The following is a 19,132-nucleotide window of genomic DNA, read 5'->3' as shown; positions in this document are numbered from 1 at the left end:
CGTCCTCGCACGCGGCCAGCTCCCGGCGATCCACGACGTGTCCTCTCGGCCGAACAGGCAAAAGCCGGCCGGGGAATGGAGGCGCGAACAGCGAAGGGGCGCTTAAGAGGCGATTCCGAAAGTCGCAGCCGAAGTCCCGCGGCCGGCGATCCCGAGTCTAGGCACACCCGACCGCGAAGGCTCGGGAATATCGACTGCGGCCCCGGTCCGTCTTCGGACCGGGGCCGCAACTACCGCTTCGGATCAGGCGTCGCCGCCGACCGTTCCCACGCCGGCCGCCTTGACGTCCAGGAGTTCGTACTGCTGGATCGCCTTCGACACGATTCCGGGCTCGATCTCGCCGCGTCGGGCCAGCTCGGACAGCACGCCCACCACGACGGACTCGGTGTCCACGTGGAAGAAGCGCCGGGCCGCGCCGCGCGTGTCCGCGAAGCCGAAGCCGTCGGTGCCCAGCGACGCGAAGTCGGCCGGGACCCACCGCGAGATCTGGTCCGGCACGGCCCGCATCCAGTCGCTGACCGCCACCACCGGGCCGGGACGGCCGTCGAGTACTCGGGTCACGTACGGGATGTGCGGCTCGGCCTCGGGGTGGAGCAGGTTGTGCTCCTCCGCCGCGACCGCGTCGCGCCGCAGCTCGTTCCAGGACGTGGCCGACCAGACGTCGGCGACCACGTTCCAGTCCTCGGCGAGCAGCTTCTGCGCTTCCAGCGCCCACGGCATACCGACACCGGAGGCGAGGATCTGGGCGCGCAGCGCGCCCTGCTTGGCGGGACCTTCCTGGTACAGGTACAGACCCTTGAGGATGCCGTCCACGTCGACGTTCTCGGGCTCCGCCGGCTGCGCGATGGGCTCGTTGTAGACCGTCATGTAGTAGAAGACGTCCTCGGCGTCCGGGCCGTACATCCGGCGCAGACCGTCCTGGACGATGTGCGCGACCTCGTACGAGAACGCCGGGTCGTAGGCCACACAGGCCGGGTTCGTGGAGGCCAGCAGCTGCGAGTGGCCGTCCGCGTGCTGCGTACCCTCACCGGTCAGCGTGGTGCGACCCGCCGTGGCGCCGAGCACGAAGCCGCGGCTGAGCTGGTCGGCCATCTGCCAGAACTGGTCGCCCGTGCGCTGGAACCCGAACATCGAGTAGAAGACGTACACGGGGATCATCTGCTCGCCGTGCGTCGAGTACGTCGATCCCGCGGCGATCAGCGAGGCCACACAACCGGCCTCGGAGATGCCGTCGTGCAGCATCTGACCCTGCGCCGACTCCTTGTACGACAGGAGCAGCTCACGGTCCACCGAGTCGTAGGTCTGCCCGTGCGGGTTGTAGACCTTGGCCGTCGGGAACATGGCGTCCATGCCGAAGGTGCGGTACTCGTCCGGCGCGATCGGCACGAAACGCTTGCCGATCTCGGGGTCGCGCATCAGGTCCTTGAGCAGCCGAACGAACGCCTGCGTCGTGGCGACCGGCTGCTTCGAGCCCTTCTTCAGCACCTTGTAGACCGGGTCGCCGGGGAGCTTGAGCGGCTTGGACCGGTCGAGCCGCTGCGGCAGCGAACCACCGAGCGCGGCGCGCCGCTCGCGCATGTACTCCATCTCCTCGGACTTCTCACCGGGGTGGAAGTACGGGGGGACGTCGCCTTCGAGCTGCTCGTCCGTGATCGGCAGGTAGAGCCGGTCGCGGAACGCCTTCAGGTCCGACTTGGTGAGCTTCTTCATCTGGTGCGTGGCGTTGCGCGACTCGAAGTTCGGGCCGAGCGTCCACCCCTTCACCGTCTGCGCCAGGATCACCGTCGGCTGGCCGACGTGCTCGCGAGCCGACTTGAAGGCCGCGTAGACCTTGCGGTAGTCGTGCCCGCCGCGGCCCAGCTTCTGGATGTCCTCGTCGGACAGGTCCTGCACCATGCGGCGCAGGCGCGCGTCGTCGCCGAAGAAGTGCTCGCGCACGTACGAACCGGACTCCACCGCGTACGTCTGGAACTGGCCGTCGGGCGTCGTGTTCATCTTGTTCACGAGCGCGCCGTCGGTGTCCTGCGCGAGCAGCGGGTCCCAGTCGCGACCCCAGACGACCTTGATCACGTTCCAGCCGGCGCCGCGGAAGTACGACTCCAGCTCCTGCATGATCTTGCCGTTGCCGCGCACCGGGCCGTCGAGCCGCTGCAGGTTGCAGTTGATGACGAACGTGAGGTTGTCGAGTTCCTCACGCGCCGCCAGCCCGATGTTGCCCAACGACTCCGGCTCGTCCATCTCGCCGTCGCCGAGGAAGGCCCAGACGTGGCTGCGCGAGGTGTCCTTGATGTTCCGGTTGTGCAGGTACCGGTTGAACCGGGCCTGGTAGATCGCCCCGAGCGGGCCGAGGCCCATCGAGACGGTCGGGAACTCCCAGAACTCGGGCATCATCCGCGGGTGCGGGTAGCTCGGCAGCCCGTTGGGGGCGGCCGACTTCTCCTGGCGGAAGCCGTCCAGCTGAGCTTCGCTGAGGCGTCCTTCCAGGAAGGCACGTGCGTAGATGCCGGGAGACGCGTGTCCCTGGAAGTAGATCTGGTCGCCCGACTCCCCGTGGTCCTTGCCGCGGAAGAAGTGGTTGAAGCCGACCTCGTACAGGCTCGCCGAGGACGCGTAGGTGGCGATGTGACCGCCGACCCCGAGTCCGGGGCGGTTCGCCCGCGACACCATGATCGCGGCGTTCCATCGGACGAACGCACGGATGCGCCGTTCGATGTTCTCATCGCCGGGGAACCAGGGCTCGCTCTCCGGGGCAATCGTGTTGATGTAGTCCGTGCTGCGCAGGGCCGGCACGCCGACCTGTCGTTCACGGGCCCGTTCGAGCAGCTTGAGCATGATGTAGCGGGCTCGCTGGCGGCCCTGCTCGTTGATGACTGCGTCCAGCGACTCCAGCCATTCCCCGGTCTCGTTCGGATCGATGTCGGGGAGCTGGCTCGGGAGGCCGTCGCTGATGATCGAGAAGCGCTCTCGTCCGGAAGCCACGCTGTTCCTTCGCCTTATCGGTAGATGGGGACCCTCCCCGCGAGAGCGGGGTCGACCACCCTGAGCGGTGTCGCGCCGTCCCCATCGTGGTACCCGGACGTGGATCCGTCATCTCTACCGACCGGTAATGGACCGGCGGGGTGCCCGCCTGCGCCACATGTACCGAGCCCGATCCGTGTTCGGTTACCGCGAAAGGAGCGGAGCTGCCCTGATCGTCCGACTGTCGCCGGACGCTCCACGCGGCGGTTCTCGATTGCGGGGTGATGCAATCGTGAACCTCCAAGACCTTACGCCGACTCTCTTACGCACAGCGCACTGGCGTAGTTCCCTGGGGGGTGTGGGTGCTTTCGCACCCCTTCGACCAGGAGGTCAGAGCCATGCGGGCACAGATCGGCGACCGGCTCCACGTGCACGGGAACACGGTCGGCCGCGCGGATCGATTCGGGGAGATCGTCGAGGTCAGGGGCCCGGACGGGGCACCGCCGTACGTGGTCCGGTTCGAGGACGGGCACACCGGGCTGGTGATCCCCGGCGCGGACGCGGTGATCGAGCGGTTCGGAGGTGCCGACCCGGCCGCGGGGCGGCCCCGGCGGACCTGGTGAGTTTTCGTCTGTCAGGCTGGACCCTCGAATACGTTGCGTGATCCATGCCTGCTGGGGGTAGCTTCCGCACAGCACGCCGTGTGGCGTTTGCGCGAGTACGTGACCTGGGTACTTGCGCGAACAGCCTGGCGCGTGTGGACTTACGCGCGTGAGCCCCGAAGCGTTGTGGGGCCGGACAAGGGAGGTTAATTCGTGAGCGCGACCGCGGACCACGCGGAAGAACGGGCCAACTCGGCCGTTCGACTTGGGTTCCAGCCCGGACAGGTGGTCCAGGAGCTCGGTTACGACGACGACGTGGACGAGGAGCTGCGCGAGGAGATCGCGGAGCTCACCGGAACCGAACTCGTTGATGAGGACTACGAGGAAGACGTTGCCGACGTCGTTCTGTTGTGGTTCCGGGAGGACGACGGCGATCTTGTCGACACCCTCGTGGATGCCCTCGCCACGCTCACGGATGGCGGCCATATCTGGCTGCTGACCCCGAAGACCGGCCGGGACGGATATGTAGAACCCGCTGATATCGGTGAGGCCGCGCCGACGGCGGGCTTGGCCCGTACGACGAGTTTCGCCGCTGTAAAGGACTGGTCGGCGACCCGTCTGGTGTCGCCGAAGGCGGTGCGCAGCGGCAAGAAGTAACCCACGCCACTGCGGTCGAAGCAGACGAGTGCGAGGCCCCGCCCGGTGAGAATCATCACCGGGTGGGGCCTCGCTGCGTGCGTGCCGCGTGCGTGTGTTCGGGGCGGCGCGGTCAGCTCTTGGCCCGGCCCAGGGCCGGCAGCAGCGCGGCGACCCGGCCGACGCCGCCGAGCGCGCTCGCGGTCAGCCGCAGCGCCGGGCCGCCGGGCAGGCCCGGGACGTGGTCGAGCAGCGGGGCGAGCGCGAGCAGGCCCGGGAGGCGGTACGGCTTGAGGTCGCGCCGGGCGAGCAGGGCGGGTACGGCACGTCGGCCCGCGGACGCGTCCAGGAGCAGGGCGGCGCTGCGCGCCTCGACGGCGGGCAGGTTCGGCCGACCCGGGGGCAGGCGGAAGACCTCCCAGCCGGTCGCGGCGGTGCCGGGCGCGGCGAAGCCCCAGCCGCCGCCGGGCACCGCGAGTCCGGTGCGGGCGCGGACGCCGTGTCGGGCCGCGAGCGCGCCGGTGATGTCGGCGAGGGCGAGCAGGCCCGCGTCGAGCAGCTCGGGGGCGGGCTCGGCGGGTGCGGCCGGGTCCAGGTCGAGCGCGTGTACGGCGAGTTCGTAGGCGATCGCGCCGAGCTGGGTGAGCAGCGGTACCGGGCCGACCTGCGAACCGGTGCGGGCCAGGGCCAGGGCCGGTTCGTGCGTGGTGGCGTCGAAGGCCGCGGCGAGTCGGGCGCGGCCGTCGTCGAGCGCGGCGAGCAGCTCCTCGCGGGTCGCGTCGCGGTGGTTGTCGACCAGGCGCGCGTTGACGTCGTCCTGATCCATCGGGGCCGCGTCGGGGGCGCGTTCGCCGCGGGCCTCGGCGAGCAGGCGCACCAGCAGCGGAGCCTCGGGCCAGGACGCGAGGTGGGTGAGCACCGCGCGACCGTCCCAGCCCGGCAGCCGCGACGGCGCGTCGAGGTCGGTCCGGGCGGCCAGGTCACGGAAGGCGTCCCACGCGACGAGGGCTCGCGCGCGTTGCTCCGCCGGGGGCATCGAAGCTGTGCCCCAAGGGCCGCTCACGATCTCGATCGAGGACATGCCCGCATCCTGCCCGCTCCCCCCGAACCCGAAAGCCGGACCCCACCCACACCCGCAGCCGTCCCGCCCGATCCAGCCGGTCCGGCGCTTGCGGACGCATCCGGCGCGGTCCGGCCAAATCGGCCCGTCCGGCGTTTGAGGACATATCGGCCGCAGGCCGGCCCGATCCAGCCGGTCCGGCGCTTGAGGACGCATCCGGCGCGGTCCGGCCAAATCAGCCCGTCCGGCGTTTGAGGACATATCGGCCGCAGGCCGGCCCGATCCAGCCGGTCCGGCGCTTGAGGACGCATCCGGCGCGGTCCGGCCAATCCAGCCCGTCCGGCGTTTGAGGACGCATCGGCCGCAGGCCGGCCCGACCCAGCCCGTCCGGCGCTTGAGGACACCCGCCCACCCACCGCGCCGAAGGCCCACGAGCACGGCCGCCCAGAACCCTCCCGCGCCCCCGGGCTAGGCTCGCTGAGCCCAGCGCCCAGAACCAAGGAGAACCGCACCATGGCCGTCGAGATCGGCAGCAAGGCCCCCGAGTTCGAGCTCAAGAACCAGCACGGCGAGATCGTTCGGCTCGCGGACTTCCGCGGGCAGAAGAACGTCGTCCTCGTCTTCTACCCGTTCGCGTTCACCGGCGTGTGCACCGGCGAGCTGTGCGCGCTGCGCGACGACCTGCCCAACTTCCAGAACGACGACGTGCAGGTTCTGGCCGTGTCCTGCGACGCGCCGTTCTCGCTGCGCGTGTTCGCCGAGCAGGAGGGCTACGAGTACCCGCTCCTGTCGGACTTCTGGCCGCACGGCGGGACCGCGCAGGCGTACGGCGTCTTCGCCGAGGACAAGGGCTGCGCCGTGCGCGCGACCTTCGTCATCGACAAGGAGGGCGTCGTGAAGTGGAGCGTCGTCAACGCGATACCCGACGCGCGCGACCAGGCGGAGTACCTCAAGGCCCTGGCCGCGGTCTGATTCGACGCGCGTGCGGGGGTTCTCCGGCCGGTTCGGGCGTAGGCCGGGCCGGGTCGGGGTACCCCTGCCGCGGCGAGACCTCCCGCCGGCCAGGAACTCCTGACTAGGATCGGCGCGTTGTCACGTCAGTACGCGAAAATTCCGGGGCACCTCGTGCTCCACGATCTTTTGGAGGACTCGTGGGAGTCAGCCTGAGCAAGGGCGGAAACGTCTCGCTCTCGAAGGAGGCTCCGGGCCTGACCGCTGTTCTCGTCGGCCTGGGCTGGGATGTGCGGACGACCACCGGCACGGACTTCGACCTCGACGCGAGCGCGATCATGCTCAACGCGAGTGGTCAGGCCCCGTCGGATGGGCACTTCGTCTTCTTCAACAACCTCAAGAGCCCCGACCAGTCGGTCGAGCACACCGGTGACAACACCACCGGTGAGGGCGAGGGCGACGACGAGGCACTCAAGGTCAACCTGGCGGGCGTCCCGACGGACATCGAGCGGATCGTGTTCCCGGTCTCGATCTACGACGCGGAGACGCGCCAGCAGAGCTTCGGCCAGGTTCGCAACGCGTTCATTCGCATCGTGAACCAGGCCGACAACAACGAGCTCGCTCGTTACGACCTCACCGAGGACGCGTCGACCGAGACCGCGATGGTCTTCGGCGAGCTGTACCGCAACGGCGCGGAGTGGAAGTTCCGCGCGGTGGGCCAGGGCTACGCCTCCGGCCTGCGGGGCATTGCCAAGGACTTCGGGGTCAACGTCTGATAGCCGGATGACACGAACGCCCGCCGACCGCTCACGCGGTCGGCGGGCGTTCGTCGTCCCGAGCCCGGGTGGGCGCCCTCGTACGGCCGTCAAATGTGCTCCTGTACACGCCTTGAGCTGTGCAAAAAGGGGGTCCGGCCGAGTCGAGGGCGTGGCAAGGTTGAACCGAATGTACGACGATCAGGAGGATTCGATGGGGGTCACCCTCGCAAAGGGCGGAAACGTCTCGCTGAGCAAGGCCGCACCCAACCTCACCAATGTCCTGGTGGGCCTGGGGTGGGACGCGCGTGCCACGACGGGCGCCTCGTTCGACCTGGACGCGAGTGCGCTGCTGTGCGGCGGTGCGGGCAAGGTGCTGGGCGACGATTACTTCGTCTTCTACAACAACCTCAAGAGCCCCGACAACTCGGTCGAGCACACCGGCGACAACCTCACGGGCGACGGCGACGGGGACGACGAGGTCATCCTCGTCGACTTGATGGCCGTTCCCGAGCAGGTCGAGAAGGTGGTGTTCCCGGTCTCGATCTACGACGCCGAGATGCGCGGGCAGACCTTCGGTCAGGTTCGCAACGCGTACATCCGGATCGTGAACCAGGCCGACAACAACGAGCTCGCGCGTTATGACCTCACCGAGGATGCGTCAAGCGAGACAGCCATGATCTTTGGAGAACTTTACCGATACCAGGGGGAGTGGAAGTTCCGCGCAGTAGGGCAGGGGTACGCTTCGGGCCTGCGGGGGATCGCTCTCGACTTCGGCGTCAGCGTGCAGTGAGGTTCGCTGACGGCATGTCAGGGTCGGTCACCCGGTGGGGCCGGCCCTGACGTCCATCCCGAGGCTTTTCGAGCGGGCGGACGAGGACCGGTCTTCCTGATGACCCACCCAGAGTTGCAAATCCCAGGTAGATAAGGACCTCATCCGTGGTAATGCGTACGTTCGGCTGGTCGTTCGGCGTGACGGCGGCGGGTCTCGCCGTCGCCGCCTATTTCTGGGGGTGGACCGGATTCAGCATCGTGCTGATCCTGTCGATCCTCGAAATCTCGTTGTCGTTCGACAACGCTGTAGTAAACGCCACGATCCTCAAGAAGATGAATGCCTTCTGGCAGAAGATGTTCTTGACGATCGGTATTTTGATCGCCGTCTTCGGCATGCGGCTCGTGTTCCCGCTGTTGATCGTCAGTCTCACCGCCGGCATGTCGCCGACGGACGTCGTGGACCTCGCGTTCCACGACGACAAGATGATCGACGGGATGACCTACGCGGATCACCTGCACGAGGCGCACCCCGCGATCGCCGCCTTCGGTGGCCTGTTCCTGCTGATGATCTTCCTGGACTTCATGTTCGACGATCGTGAGCACAAGTGGGTCGGGCCGCTGGAGCGGTTCACCGCGAAGCTCGGCAGCTTCGACGTGCTGTCCACGCTGATCGGGCTGATCGTGCTCGTGGTCTCCGCGCAGACCCTCGCGCCCGCGCACAAGGAGGGCACGGTCATGGTGGCCGGCGTGCTCGGCCTGATCGCGTACCTGGGTGTCGGCGGGCTCTCGGACTACTTCGAGACACACGGCACACTCGCGCATCTCGAGGACGAGGAGGGCGAGGCCGAGGAAGGCGCCGCGACCGAGAAGGCCGAGGGGCGCAGCGGCCCGAAGCCCGTGCAGCTCGCCGCCGGCAAGGCCGCGTTCTTCATGTTCCTCTACCTCGAGGTCCTCGACGCGTCGTTCTCCTTCGACGGCGTGGTCGGCGCGTTCGCGATCACCCAGGACCTGCTGATGATCACGCTCGGCCTGGGCATCGGCGCGATGTACATCCGGTCGCTCACGGTCTACCTGGTCCGCCAGGGCACCCTGGACGACTACGTCTACCTGGAGCACGGCGCGCACTACGCGATCGGCGCGCTGGCGGGCATCCTGCTGCTGTCGATCAAGTGGGAGATCCACGAGGTCATCACCGGCGTCGTCGGTGTCGGCTTCATCGGCCTCGCGCTGGTCTCGTCGATCATGCGCAACCGGCGGGTGGGCCACACGCCGGGGCAGAACAACAACGAGTCGCGAGCCGAGGCGAAGGTCTGACGCTCCGGCGTCACACCCGTCGCCGGTGTTTCCGGCTCGTGCACAGCTGCCGACCGGTACCGTGCCTGACGATCAGTCAGGCACGGTACCGGTTTTTTCGTGCCCGGTTATGTTGTGTACTGGAGCCGCCACTACGCGTGCCGGCCGACCGGGGGACCAGGGAGGGCTTGATGCCGCTTTTCGACTGGCGTCGTGGGTTGATGGAGCGCGCGCCCGAACACGGCGGGCACAAGGTCGCGTTGACCCGCTCGACGCCCGAGGTGTCGCTCACCGAGGCGGGGTCCGCGACCGGGACGCTGCGGGTCAACCTGCACTGGAACCCACAGGTCGAGGAGGCGCCGCCGCGGCAGCGCAGCGGGGGGCTGTTCCGGCCGCTCGCGGTGCAGTCGCCGCCGCTGCCGCAGAAGATCGACCTCGACCTGGGCTGCCTGTGGGAGATGTCGGACGGGTCCAAGGGCGCGGTGCAGGCGCTGGGCAACCTGTATGGGGCGTTCAGTCAGCCGCCGTATGTGCGGCTGGACACCGACGACCGGTCGGGGTCGGCGTCCGGGGAGACGTTGTTCATCAACATCGACCAGGCGCGGAATGTGCGGCGGCTGTTGATCTTCGTCTACATCTACGAGGGGATTCCGGCGTTCGACCAGGTCAACGGGGTGGTCACGCTGTTCCCGAACTCGGGGTTGCCGATCGAGGTGCGGTTGGACGAGCACGCGCGTGAGGCACATACGTGTGCGGTGGCCGTGGTGGAGAACCATGGGGACGAGATCGTGGTGCGGCGTGAGGTGCGGTACGTGCATGGCTATCAGGCCGAGTTGGATCGGGAGTATGGGTGGGGGCTGCTTTGGGCCCGCGGGTACAAGTGACGCGGAGCCGGCTGGGGGCTGGGGGTCCTCAATCGCCGGACGGGCTGGTTGGCCTCAAGCGCCGGCCGGGCTTGAAGGGCTTGGCCTCAAACGCCGGCCGGGCTTGATGTGGCGTTGAGCGTTGGGTGGGCTTGAAAAGCTTGGCCTCAAGCGCCGGCCGGGCTGGAAAAGCTTGGCCTCAAGCGCCGGCCGGGCTTGGAAGGCTTGGCCTCAAACGCCGGCCGGGCTTGATGTGACGTTGAGCGTTGGGTGGGCTTGAAAAGCTTGGCCTCAAACGCCGGCCGGGCTGGAAAGGCTTGGCCTCAAACGCCGGCCGGGCTTGAAGGGCTTGGTCTCAAGCGTCGGTCGGGCTGGAAAGGCTTGGTTTCGAGTGTCGGCCGGGCTTGGGGGGCTCGAATGCTGGTTGGGGTGAGGGTCAGGATTGGAATTGGGGGCCCTGGGGTGGGGTGGTCAGGCGGTGGAGTTGTGGGGGGCCGCCTTGGCCTTGGGGTGGGGTGCCCTGGAATTGGGGTGGGGGTGGGGTGCCCATGCCCTGGGGTGGGGTCATGCCGTGGGAGGGCGTGTACTGGCCGGGGGGCGGGAGCTGGGGGCCGCCCGGCGGCATGTGCATGACGCCCGGTGGGGTTTGGAAGGGTGAGGCGGGGGGCGGGAAGCCCTGTGGGGGCGTGCCGCCCATCGACGGCGGGGGCGGGATGGCCGGGCCGCCCTGGTGCTGCGGGGCCGGCGGCGGCATCGGAGCGCCGCCGTATGGGGTGCCGGAGACCGGCAGGACGCCCTGGGGCTGCTGGGGCTGCTGCCGCGGGGGCGGGGCCGGCAGCGTGCCCTGGCCGTACTGCGGCAAGACCGCGGTGGGCGCCGGTTCGTTGTGTGTGGGGGCCGGCGGCGGGGGCGGGCTGTCGTACCTCACCGGCGCCGGCGGCGGGGCCTGCGCGTGAGGCGGCGACTGGTGGACGGGCGGCAGCGGAAGCGGCGCCGGGGCGGGAGTCGGCGGCTGGGCCTGGCTCGGGCCGCTCGGTTCGTCGTCGACGCTGATGCCGTAGTCGGTCGCCAGGCCCGCGAGACCGCTCGCGTAGCCCTGCCCGACGGCGCGGAACTTCCACTGATCGGCACGGCGGTAGATCTCACCGAACACGAACGCGGTCTCGGTGGTCGCGCCGGCGATCGGGAAGTTCAGTACCTCCGCGCCGCCGTCCGCGTCGTAGAGCCGGAGCACGAGGCCCGGTACCGCGCCGATCGTGCCGCCGTCCGCGGACGCCGCCACGATCACGTGCTGCACGTCCGGGCCGAGCGCGCCGACGTCCACCCGGACGCCGTCGGTGCAGCGGTCCGGCGCCGTGTTCTTGCCCTCGTGCACGACCGTCCCGGACGGGTGCCGGGGCTGGTTGTAGAACACGAAGTCGTCGTCGTTGCGCACCTTGTTGTCGCCGCCGAGCAGCAGAGCCGAGGCGTCCATGTCCGGAACGCCGGCTCCGGGCCGCCATTCCAGGACCACGCGCACGGACCGGGCGGGGAGGGCCGTATTCGCTCCCTTGGACATCACCTGGGTCATGGCCCCATCCTGCCGTCCCGACGGAGTCGGGCTCAACGTGGGGCGCCCTCGTGACGATTGTGTGAACACATGGTCGTATAACCGGATCGTACGTCTTCCATTTTGCTTTTCGGTTACCGTTGTCAGCGCCTGCCGGCGATTGACCGGCGCGGCGCGAATGCGCCTTTAGCAACATCATCGGCGCGTACGGGACCCACCCCGACGTGCCCGTGGTGCCACCACCGACGGTCGAGGGGGAACAGGTCACGATGCGGCATTTCGGCTACCTGGAGGACGCGGTTCGCGATCATCTCTTCCATCGCCCGCCGGAGACCTTCGATCGCGACAGCGAGCCCTCGGTGCTCGCCGCCGCGCTCGGCGCCACCCTGTACTGCCCCGCGACGCGTGGCACGCTCGCGGCGGACATCGTCAAACAGGGTGCGCGCGGCGTGACGTCGATGGTGCTGTGCCTGGAGGACGCGATCGACGACCGCGACGTGGTCGGCGCCGAACAGAACCTGGTCGAACAACTTTCGAGTTACGCGCGTTCCGGTGCGGACGGACCGCTGCTGTTCATCCGGGTGCGGCATCCCGAGCAGATCACGGACCTCACCGAGCGGCTCGGCGACACGATCGGCGTGCTGTCCGGGTTCGTGCTGCCCAAGTTCGAACCCGACAGCGGCGCGCGCTACCTCAAGGCCCTCGACGAGGCGATAGCGATGAGCGGGCGCCGGCTGTACGCGATGCCGGTGCTCGAATCACCCTCGATCGCCTACATCGAACACCGGCGCGCGGTGCTCGCCGAACTCTCCGACCTGGTCGCCGCGCACCGTGACCGGATCCTCGCGGTGCGCATCGGCGCCACCGACTTCCAGTCCGCGTACGCGCTGCGCCGCTCGCGCGACCTGACCGCGTACGACGTGCATCTCGTGGCCGGTCTGATCGGCGACATCGTCAACGTCTTCGGCCGCGCGGACGGCACCGGACACGTGATCAGTGGCCCCGTGTGGGAGTACTTCCCACAGGGCGAGCGACTGTTCAAGCCGCAGCTGCGACGCACGCCGTTCGCCGAGGCCGAGGACCCCGACGAGGCGGTCGAGCTGCGCACCCGGCTGATCTCGGCCGACCTGGACGGGCTGATCCGCGAACTCGAACTCGACAAGGCCAACGGCCTGCTCGGCAAGACCGCGATCCACCCGAGCCACGTCGCGGTGATCCACGCGATGTCGGTGGTCACGCACGAGGAGTACTGCGACGCCACCGACATCCTCGCCGAGAGCGCGGCCGGCGGCGGCGTGCTGCGCTCGGCGTACACGAACAAGATGAACGAGGTGAAGCCGCACCGGGCGTGGGCCCAGGCGGTGCTGCGCCGGGCGCAGGCGTTCGGCGTCGCGCGCGAGGAGGTCACGTTCGTGGACCTGCTCGCCGCGAGTGTCATGGAGTGAGTCGCCGATCGGGGCGCGGCGGGCTCGGCGAGGTCCGGCGGAGTCCGGCGGGGTTCAAGGAAGTTTCCAGGAAAGCGAGTTCGTGCGTGACGGAACATCAGACGGAAACCTGGTCGGGGAGTTGGGTCGCCGAGCGACTCGACGTGGCGCTCGCGGGGGACGGGCTCGACGAACTGGTCGGGCTCGCGCTGCGCCGGAACCCGCGCCGGGCCCACCTGTTGGTGTCCACCGTGCTCGGCAAGCACGTACCCCAGCGGCCGCACGTGGTGCACGACGCGGGCCGCGAACTCGGCGCGCGCGTGGCGAGCGTGCTCGCCGGCCAGTCGACGCCGGTCGTGTTCGGGTACGCGGAGACCGCCACGGGCCTGGGGCACTGCGTGGCCGAGGCGCTGCCGGGCGCGGCGTACCTGCACTCGACCCGCAGGTCGGTGGTCGGGGTCGCGCGGTTCGGCGCGTTCGAGGAGGAGCACTCGCACGCCACGTCGCACCTGATCCTGCCGAGCGACCCGGAGCTGCTCGCCGGGGACGGGCCGCTCGTGCTCGTGGACGACGAGCTGTCCACCGGGCGCACCGTCTCGAACACGATCAGGGCACTGCACGCGGTCGCGCCGCGGGCGCACTACGTGATCGCGGCGCTGATCGACGTGCGCGGCCCCGCCGACCGGGCCGAGCTCGAGGTGTTCGCGGCCGAGCTGGGCGCTCGCGTGGACGTGGTCGCGCTCGCGGCCGGGACGGTCGGGTTGCCGGCGGACGTGCTCGCGCGCGGCGTGGAGCTGGTCGCGGAGCACGACGCGGCCGTCGTGGCGGCCGGTGTGCCCGGCGATGTACGCAGGCTCACGGTCGCGTGGCCCGCGGGGCTGCCCGACGGTGGGCGGCACGGCTTCACCCAGGCCGATCAGGACGCCCTGGAGCGGGCGCTGCCCGCGCTGGGGGCGGCGCTCGCGGACCGGCTGATCGGGCGACGGATCCTGGTCCTCGGCTTCGAGGAACTCATGTACACGCCACTGCGGTTGGCCCGCGCGCTCGCCGAGCACGCCGCGGAGGGCGTCGAGGTGCGCTACTCGACCACGACCCGCTCGCCCGTGCTCGCGGTCGACGAGCCCGGCTACGCGATCCGAACGCGGTTGGAGTTCCCGGCGCATGACGGTCCGTCGGACGGTCCCGGCGCCCGCTTCGCGTACAACGTCGCGGCGGGGCTGGATCCCGATCGGCGGTTCGACGAGGTGCTCCTGGTCGTCGACTCGGTCGCCGACACCCCCGAACTGCGCGCCCCCGGTGGGCTGCTCGACGCGTTGTCCCGGGTCACCGACCACGTCGGTCTGATCGTTGTCCCCTCCTTCACCCCCGAGGTAAGCAGGCCATGAACCACCAGCCGATCCCCGCCGGGCACGACACCGGCAAGCTGCCGGACCCGCTGTACGGACCCGCGTTCTCGTCCTATGCGGCCGACGAGGTCGCGTGGTTGCTCAAGGACCTGTCCGCCGTGGAGCTGGAAGCGCCCCTGGAGGAGCGCGAGGAGGCGATCCAGCACGCCGGCGCGCACTACGCCGAGTCGCTGCCGATCGAGTACCAGCCCTCGCCGGAGTACCAGGCGCTGTACCACGCCGCGCTGGAGGCTTCGGCGGATCGGATCGCGCACGCGGTCGGCGTGGTCACCGAGACCGTCCTGGCCGAGCGCGGCCACGACGTCGTGCTCGTCTCGCTCGCCCGTGCCGGCACGCCCGTCGGGGTGCTGATGCGCCGCTGGGCGCGCCGCGCGCACGGACTGACCCTGCCGCACTTCGCGGTGTCGATCGTGCGCGGTCGCGGGATCGACACGACCGCGCTGCGCTGGCTGGGCCGCGAGTACGACCCTTCGCGGATCGTCTTCGTGGACGGCTGGACCGGCAAGGGCGCGATCACCCGCGAGCTGAGCGAGGCGCTGGACCTGACCGCCGAGACCACGGGCATGCGCTTCGACCCCGAACTGGCCGTGCTGGCCGACCCGGGTTCGTGTGTCCGGACGTTCGGCACCCGGGACGACTTCCTGGTGCCGTCCGCGTGCCTGAACTCGACCGTGTCGGGCCTGGTCTCGCGCACGGTCCTGCGGGACGACCTGATCGGTCCCGACGAGTTCCACGGCGCGAAGTTCTACGCCGAGTTGGCCGGCGCGGACGTCTCGGGCGCGTTCCTGGACGCCGTCGCCGCGCGGTTCGACGCGGTGGCCGAGGACGTCGCGCGCGATCAGCCGGTGCTCGCCGCGAGCGACCGCTCCCCGACCTGGGAGGGGTGGCGCGCGGTCGAGCGGATCGGCGTCGAGTACGAGATCGAGAACATCAACCTGATCAAGCCGGGGGTCGGCGAGACCACGCGCGTGCTGCTGCGCCGGGTGCCGTGGCAGATCCTCGCGCGCAAGGGAGTCGGCGCCGAGCTGGACCACGTGCGCATGCTCGCCGAACAGCGCGGAGTCCCGGTGCACGAGGTGGACGGTCTCCCGTACTCCTGCGTGGGCCTGGTCAAACCCGGCTTCCGCCGCGAGGGGAGCGACGCGTGACGATCGTGGTGGCGAGCGACCTCGACCGAACCCTCGTCTACTCGAAGGCCGCCGCCCGGCTCGGGCTCGCGGCCCAGGACCCCACCCCCGACCTGGTGTGCGTGGAGCAGTACGAGGGTGCGCCGCTCTCGTTCGTCACGCCGCGCGCCGCCGCGCTGTTGGCCGAGCTGGCCGCGCACACCACGTTCGTGCCGACCACCACGCGTACGCGCGAGCAGTACGGTCGGATCGAACTGCCGGGTCCGCCCCCGGAGTTCGCGATCTGTGCGAACGGCGGGCACCTGCTCGTGCACGGTGAGAGCGACCTGGACTGGCACGCGCGTGTGCTCAAGGTGCTCGCGGCGCACGCCGCGCCGCTGCCCGAGGTGGTGGCCCACCTGGAGGTGGTCGCCCGGCCCGAGTGGACCCACAAACTCCGGGTCGCCGAGGACCTGTTCGCCTATCTCGTGGTCGAACGCGCGGCGCTGCCAGCGGAGTTCGTGCCCGAGCTGACCGCCTGGGCCGCCGAGCGCGGCTACGGCGCGTCGCTCCAGGGCCGCAAGCTCTACTTCGTCCCGGAGGCGCTGACCAAGGGCGAGGCGGTGCGTGAGGTCGCTCGGCGGGCCGATGCCGACGCCGTGTTCGCGGCCGGCGACTCGCTCCTGGACATCGAGCTGCTGTTGGCCGCGGACGCGGGGATCCGCCCCGGGCACGGCGAACTGGCCGAGTCCGGCTGGTCCGCACCGCACGTCGAGGCGATCGCGACGCAGGGTGTGGACGCGGGCGAGGAGATCGCGGCCTGGCTGGTGGAACGGAGTCGGCCGTCGGTCGTGTGACGAGGCCGCCCACACGGTTGAATTGCCTGCGACGAGGGAGAGGAAGCGTCGTGGGACTTGCCGAGTGTGCGGTGTGGTGGGCGCGGCCGGAACCGGACGCGCCGGCGCGCGCGTGGTTGGACGCCGCCGAGCGGGCGCGGTACGACCGGTACCGGCGTCCGGCCGATCAGGCCAGGTTCGGCACCGCTCGCGCGCTCGCGCGGCGGGTGCTCGCGGATCGGCTCGGAGTGCGGCCGGCCGACGTGACCTTCGACACCACCTGCCGGTTGTGCGGATGTTCGCAGGGCAAGCCGCGGCTCGCGGCCGGGCCGGCGGGCCTCGACTTCTCGATCTCGCACGCGGGCGAGCGGGTCGTGCTCGCGGTGGTCGAGGGCGCCGAGGTCGGCGTGGACGTCGAGCGGATCGTCGCGGTCGAGGGCACCATGTCGGCGGCCGAGCTCGCCGCGCAGGCTCGGCTCTCGGCGGCGGAGCGCGCGGTGGACGCGATCACCCGGTGGACCCGCAAGGAGGCGCTGCTGAAGGCGTACGGCCTGGGCCTGACGGTCGATCCGCGCCGGCTCACGGTGACCGGCGCGGGCGAGCCGCCGGGCCTGGTCGCGTGGTCGGCGGCCCCGGACGGCGAACATCCGCACCGCGAGCAGGATGCGGTACGGATGTACGACCTGGTGCCGGGGGCCGGCTACGCCGCGACCGTGGCGCTGCTCGCGCCGGGGTCGTACGACGTGGTGGAACGATGGTGGGGCTCAGACCCAGGCGCCGCGGACGGTCAGTAGTTCGGCGCGGGCGTGGAGCTGCCGGCCGCACTCCATGTCGAAGGTCAGCTCGAACCCGTCGCGTGCCGCGCGCACCCGGGTCAGCGCGACCTCGGTGAACCGGTCGAGGGCCCCGCGGAGTTCGTGCATGACCAGGCCGGTCGAGGACAGGCCGAGCACCGTGCCGTCACCGAGGGTCACAATGTCGCAGCCTCGGTTGCCGGTCGCCGCCTGCGCGTCGGTCACCCGCAGCGGACCGCGCCCGAGCGAGTGCAGCCACGTCACCGCCTGGCGGTGCAGATCCGCCCGCTCCTCCTCGTACGCGGCGACCATCATGAGGTGCATGTCGCTCACGTCGCTCGTGTGCAGCGGCATCGCGGGAGCCGCCTTCGGGGCCCGGCGCAGGGCGCGCAGGCCCGGCAGGGCGAGCACGAGTAGGAAAGCGAACAGGAGCATCAAGAGCACGGGCATGTGCGACTTCCCGGTTGTCAGCATCGTGGTCGACGGCGCGACACACGGATGGTGGGTCCCGTGCATCGAGACCAAGGTCCCGAAGTCGGCCATTCCGTCGACTTTAAACCTTAAAAATCCAGAAGGCGGCCGATGGTGCCGATTCTTTACCCGACTGGTCGAACATGACGACGAATCGACTACTTTGGGTGGCCGAAAATGGGTTGGATGCAGAGGATGTCGGATCCATCCCACCCAATCGATGACCTTACGTCGCCATCGATGACCTTGCGTAGCGTCAGTGTGTCCCCGGTCCGGCCCGATCCTCGCGGATGACGTGCACGGTGTCCGCGACCTCCGCCCGGATCGCGCGCGTCTCGCTCAGGAAGCGCCACCAGTCGGGCCGCGGCTGCCCGATCTCCGCGGTGATCGCCTCCAGGCGGAACACCAGCGCGTCGAGCCGTCGGGCGTAGCGCTCCTCGGCGTTGGCCCGGCCGCCGAGCGCGAGCCGTTGGGCGTCGCGCAGAGCGAAGCGGGTGCGCTCGAGTTCGGCCTCGGGGTCGTGCGCGACGTCTTCGAGCGCGTGCAGTCGATCGTGCACGGAGGCCATCGCCTCGTCGGCGTTCTTGAGCGTGGCCCGCGCGGTCGCCAGCCGGCTGGCCGCGTCGGTGTACTCCCCGCGACCGGCGGCCGCACCGGCCTCCTCCAGGCGGGCATGCGCGATGCCCAGCGACTGGCGGACCTTGGCGGGCACGTGTTCCAGGTCGGTCCAGCACGACTGTGCGTAGTCGCGGCGCAGCCGGCTCAGCGCCGGGTCGACCGTGGCGAGCCGGGATTCGAGGGCCTGGGTGCGGGTGCGCAGCGAGGAGAGCCGGTTGGTGACCTCCTCGCGCTGCCTCGGCAGCCGTTCGGCCTCGGCGCGCAGTTCGCCGGCGGTGGTCTCGATCCGTTCGGCGACTTCGAGCGTGCCGGGGATGCCGAGCGCGGCCGGGCCGCGGTCCAGTTCGGCGAGGTCGGTACGGATCGCGGCCAGGCGGGTGGTGAGCGTGGCGGTGCCGAGGCCGGCCCGCTCGGTGTCGGCGACCGCCCGCGCGGCCTCGGCGGCGGCCCGGCGGGCCCGGTCCACGGCCGGCGGCAGCTGGGCGAGCGCCTGTTCGGCGTGCGCGAGCAGCGGGCCGAGCGAGGCGCCGAAGCGGTCGAGGTCCTGGCGGACGGCGTCGAGCCTGCGTGCGGTGTCCTCCAACTCCCGGCGTGCGGCCTCGTATTCGTCGGTCTCCAGCTCGACGTCCAGCGGGTGACGGTCCATCAGGCCGATGTAGGCGGCGCTCGCCTCGTCGATCCGTAGGCTCACCGCGGCGAAGCTGCGCAGCGCGTCCTCGGTGCCCTGCGCACCGCGGACCGCGCGTACCGTCTCCAGCGACAGCATCATGTCCCGCTGCGCGGTGTCGAGCTGGAGGAACGCCTCGCCGGCCGCTTCGCGCGCGGCCAGCGCCGCCGAACGCGCGGCGTCCTTGCGGCGGCGCCACGGACGTGTCTCGCCGCCCGCGAACGCGGCCGGGAGCAGGGCCAGGACCAGCGGGGCGAGGGTGAGCGACAGCGGGACACCGACCCCGAGGGACCGTCGTGCGGTTCCGACCACCACGCCTGCTCCCGTCACCGTGTGAAACGTGCGTTCCCCATCCTGCCCATCCTCCCA

15 protein-coding genes and 1 pseudogene are annotated in these 19,132 nt (G+C 70.3%); 11 read left to right on the top strand and 5 right to left on the bottom strand.

The annotated features are described in order from the left end of the window. Positions 1–243 precede the first annotated feature (243 nt). Positions 244–2,979, bottom strand: coding sequence for a pyruvate dehydrogenase (acetyl-transferring), homodimeric type (gene aceE / locus OG928_RS10490; RefSeq protein WP_406282096.1), 2,736 nt, complete (start codon positions 2,977–2,979; stop codon positions 244–246). Positions 2,980–3,356: 377 nt separating this feature from the next. Here aceE and OG928_RS10485 point away from each other — a divergent pair, with 377 nt between their 5' ends. After that, a complete protein-coding gene (locus OG928_RS10485; protein ID WP_406282093.1) occupies positions 3,357–3,581 on the top strand; it encodes a DUF1918 domain-containing protein in 225 nt (74 codons plus the stop codon). Positions 3,582–3,773: 192 nt separating this feature from the next. Continuing rightward, positions 3,774–4,217 carry a DUF3052 domain-containing protein gene (locus OG928_RS10480; protein ID WP_161361132.1) on the top strand — a complete coding sequence of 148 codons (444 nt, stop codon included), beginning with the start codon at positions 3,774–3,776 and terminating at the stop codon, positions 4,215–4,217. A 112-nt stretch (positions 4,218–4,329) separates the two neighbouring features. Here the strand turns inward: OG928_RS10480 and OG928_RS10475 are convergent, their stop codons facing one another. Continuing rightward, positions 4,330–5,277 carry a maleylpyruvate isomerase N-terminal domain-containing protein gene (locus tag OG928_RS10475; RefSeq protein WP_406282090.1) on the bottom strand — a complete coding sequence of 316 codons (948 nt, stop codon included), beginning with the start codon at positions 5,275–5,277 and terminating at the stop codon, positions 4,330–4,332. A gap of 492 nt (positions 5,278–5,769) precedes the next feature. Here OG928_RS10475 and OG928_RS10470 point away from each other — a divergent pair, with 492 nt between their 5' ends. The 5 genes from OG928_RS10470 (at position 5,770) to OG928_RS10450 (ending at position 9,913) form a co-directional block, all read left to right on the top strand. Continuing rightward, complete coding sequence (locus OG928_RS10470) at positions 5,770–6,228, top strand: peroxiredoxin (protein WP_406282087.1); 459 nt, start codon at positions 5,770–5,772, stop codon at positions 6,226–6,228. 179 nt (positions 6,229–6,407) lie between these two features. After that, positions 6,408–6,983 carry a TerD family protein gene (locus tag OG928_RS10465; RefSeq protein ID WP_406282084.1) on the top strand — a complete coding sequence of 192 codons (576 nt, stop codon included), beginning with the start codon at positions 6,408–6,410 and terminating at the stop codon, positions 6,981–6,983. Positions 6,984–7,176: 193 nt separating this feature from the next. Next, a complete protein-coding gene (locus tag OG928_RS10460) occupies positions 7,177–7,755 on the top strand; it encodes a TerD family protein (RefSeq protein WP_406290889.1) in 579 nt (192 codons plus the stop codon). A 146-nt stretch (positions 7,756–7,901) separates the two neighbouring features. Continuing rightward, entirely contained in the window at positions 7,902–9,050 is a 1,149-nt protein-coding gene (locus OG928_RS10455) for a DUF475 domain-containing protein (protein WP_406282081.1), read from the top strand. A gap of 170 nt (positions 9,051–9,220) precedes the next feature. Further along, positions 9,221–9,913 carry a Tellurium resistance gene (locus tag OG928_RS10450; RefSeq protein ID WP_406282078.1) on the top strand — a complete coding sequence of 231 codons (693 nt, stop codon included), beginning with the start codon at positions 9,221–9,223 and terminating at the stop codon, positions 9,911–9,913. A gap of 415 nt (positions 9,914–10,328) precedes the next feature. Here the strand turns inward: OG928_RS10450 and OG928_RS10445 are convergent, their stop codons facing one another. After that, on the bottom strand, positions 10,329–11,462 hold the full coding sequence (locus tag OG928_RS10445) for a TerD family protein (RefSeq protein ID WP_406282075.1): 1,134 nt from the start codon (positions 11,460–11,462) through the stop codon (positions 10,329–10,331). Positions 11,463–11,710: 248 nt separating this feature from the next. Here OG928_RS10445 and OG928_RS10440 point away from each other — a divergent pair, with 248 nt between their 5' ends. The 4 genes and pseudogenes from OG928_RS10440 (at position 11,711) to OG928_RS10425 (ending at position 17,007) form a co-directional block, all read left to right on the top strand. Continuing rightward, positions 11,711–12,886, top strand: a complete 1,176-nt coding sequence (locus OG928_RS10440; protein WP_406290887.1) for an HpcH/HpaI aldolase/citrate lyase family protein — start codon at positions 11,711–11,713, stop codon at positions 12,884–12,886. Positions 12,887–12,972: 86 nt separating this feature from the next. Next, a pseudogene (locus OG928_RS10435) lies at positions 12,973–15,419 on the top strand (phosphoribosyltransferase). Next, entirely contained in the window at positions 15,416–16,234 is an 819-nt protein-coding gene (locus tag OG928_RS10430; protein WP_406282072.1) for an HAD family hydrolase, read from the top strand. Before OG928_RS10435 ends, OG928_RS10430 begins: the two are co-directional and overlap by 4 nt. A 50-nt stretch (positions 16,235–16,284) precedes the next feature. Continuing rightward, positions 16,285–17,007 (top strand): 4'-phosphopantetheinyl transferase family protein, encoded by a 723-nt coding sequence (locus OG928_RS10425; protein ID WP_406282070.1) that lies wholly within the window; start codon positions 16,285–16,287, stop codon positions 17,005–17,007. Here the strand turns inward: OG928_RS10425 and OG928_RS10420 are convergent. Beyond that, entirely contained in the window at positions 16,978–17,457 is a 480-nt protein-coding gene (locus OG928_RS10420) for a hypothetical protein (RefSeq protein WP_406282067.1), read from the bottom strand. The genes OG928_RS10425 and OG928_RS10420 overlap by 30 nt on opposite strands. Before the next feature lie 277 nt (positions 17,458–17,734). After that, a complete protein-coding gene (locus tag OG928_RS10415) occupies positions 17,735–19,093 on the bottom strand; it encodes a hypothetical protein (RefSeq protein WP_406282065.1) in 1,359 nt (452 codons plus the stop codon). Between the last annotated feature and the right edge of the window lie 39 nt (positions 19,094–19,132).

This window comes from Embleya sp. NBC_00896 (genome assembly GCF_045207785.1).
Taxonomy (GTDB): domain Bacteria; phylum Actinomycetota; class Actinomycetes; order Streptomycetales; family Streptomycetaceae; genus Embleya.
This window is presented reverse-complemented; position numbering and strand designations above follow the sequence as displayed.

Bases quoted from the DNA above. Each gene is read 5' to 3' on its own strand.
- OG928_RS10485 (WP_406282093.1), top strand. From the start codon at position 3,357: ATGCGGGCACAGATCGGCGACCGGCTCCACGTGCACGGGAACACGGTC.
- OG928_RS10475 (WP_406282090.1), bottom strand. From the start codon at position 5,277: ATGTCCTCGATCGAGATCGTGAGCGGCCCTTGGGGCACAGCTTCGATG.
- OG928_RS10470 (WP_406282087.1), top strand. From the start codon at position 5,770: ATGGCCGTCGAGATCGGCAGCAAGGCCCCCGAGTTCGAGCTCAAGAAC.
- OG928_RS10460 (WP_406290889.1), top strand. From the start codon at position 7,177: ATGGGGGTCACCCTCGCAAAGGGCGGAAACGTCTCGCTGAGCAAGGCC.
- OG928_RS10450 (WP_406282078.1), top strand. From the start codon at position 9,221: ATGCCGCTTTTCGACTGGCGTCGTGGGTTGATGGAGCGCGCGCCCGAA.
- OG928_RS10445 (WP_406282075.1), bottom strand. From the start codon at position 11,462: ATGACCCAGGTGATGTCCAAGGGAGCGAATACGGCCCTCCCCGCCCGG.
- OG928_RS10440 (WP_406290887.1), top strand. From the start codon at position 11,711: ATGCGGCATTTCGGCTACCTGGAGGACGCGGTTCGCGATCATCTCTTC.
- OG928_RS10420 (WP_406282067.1), bottom strand. From the start codon at position 17,457: ATGCCCGTGCTCTTGATGCTCCTGTTCGCTTTCCTACTCGTGCTCGCC.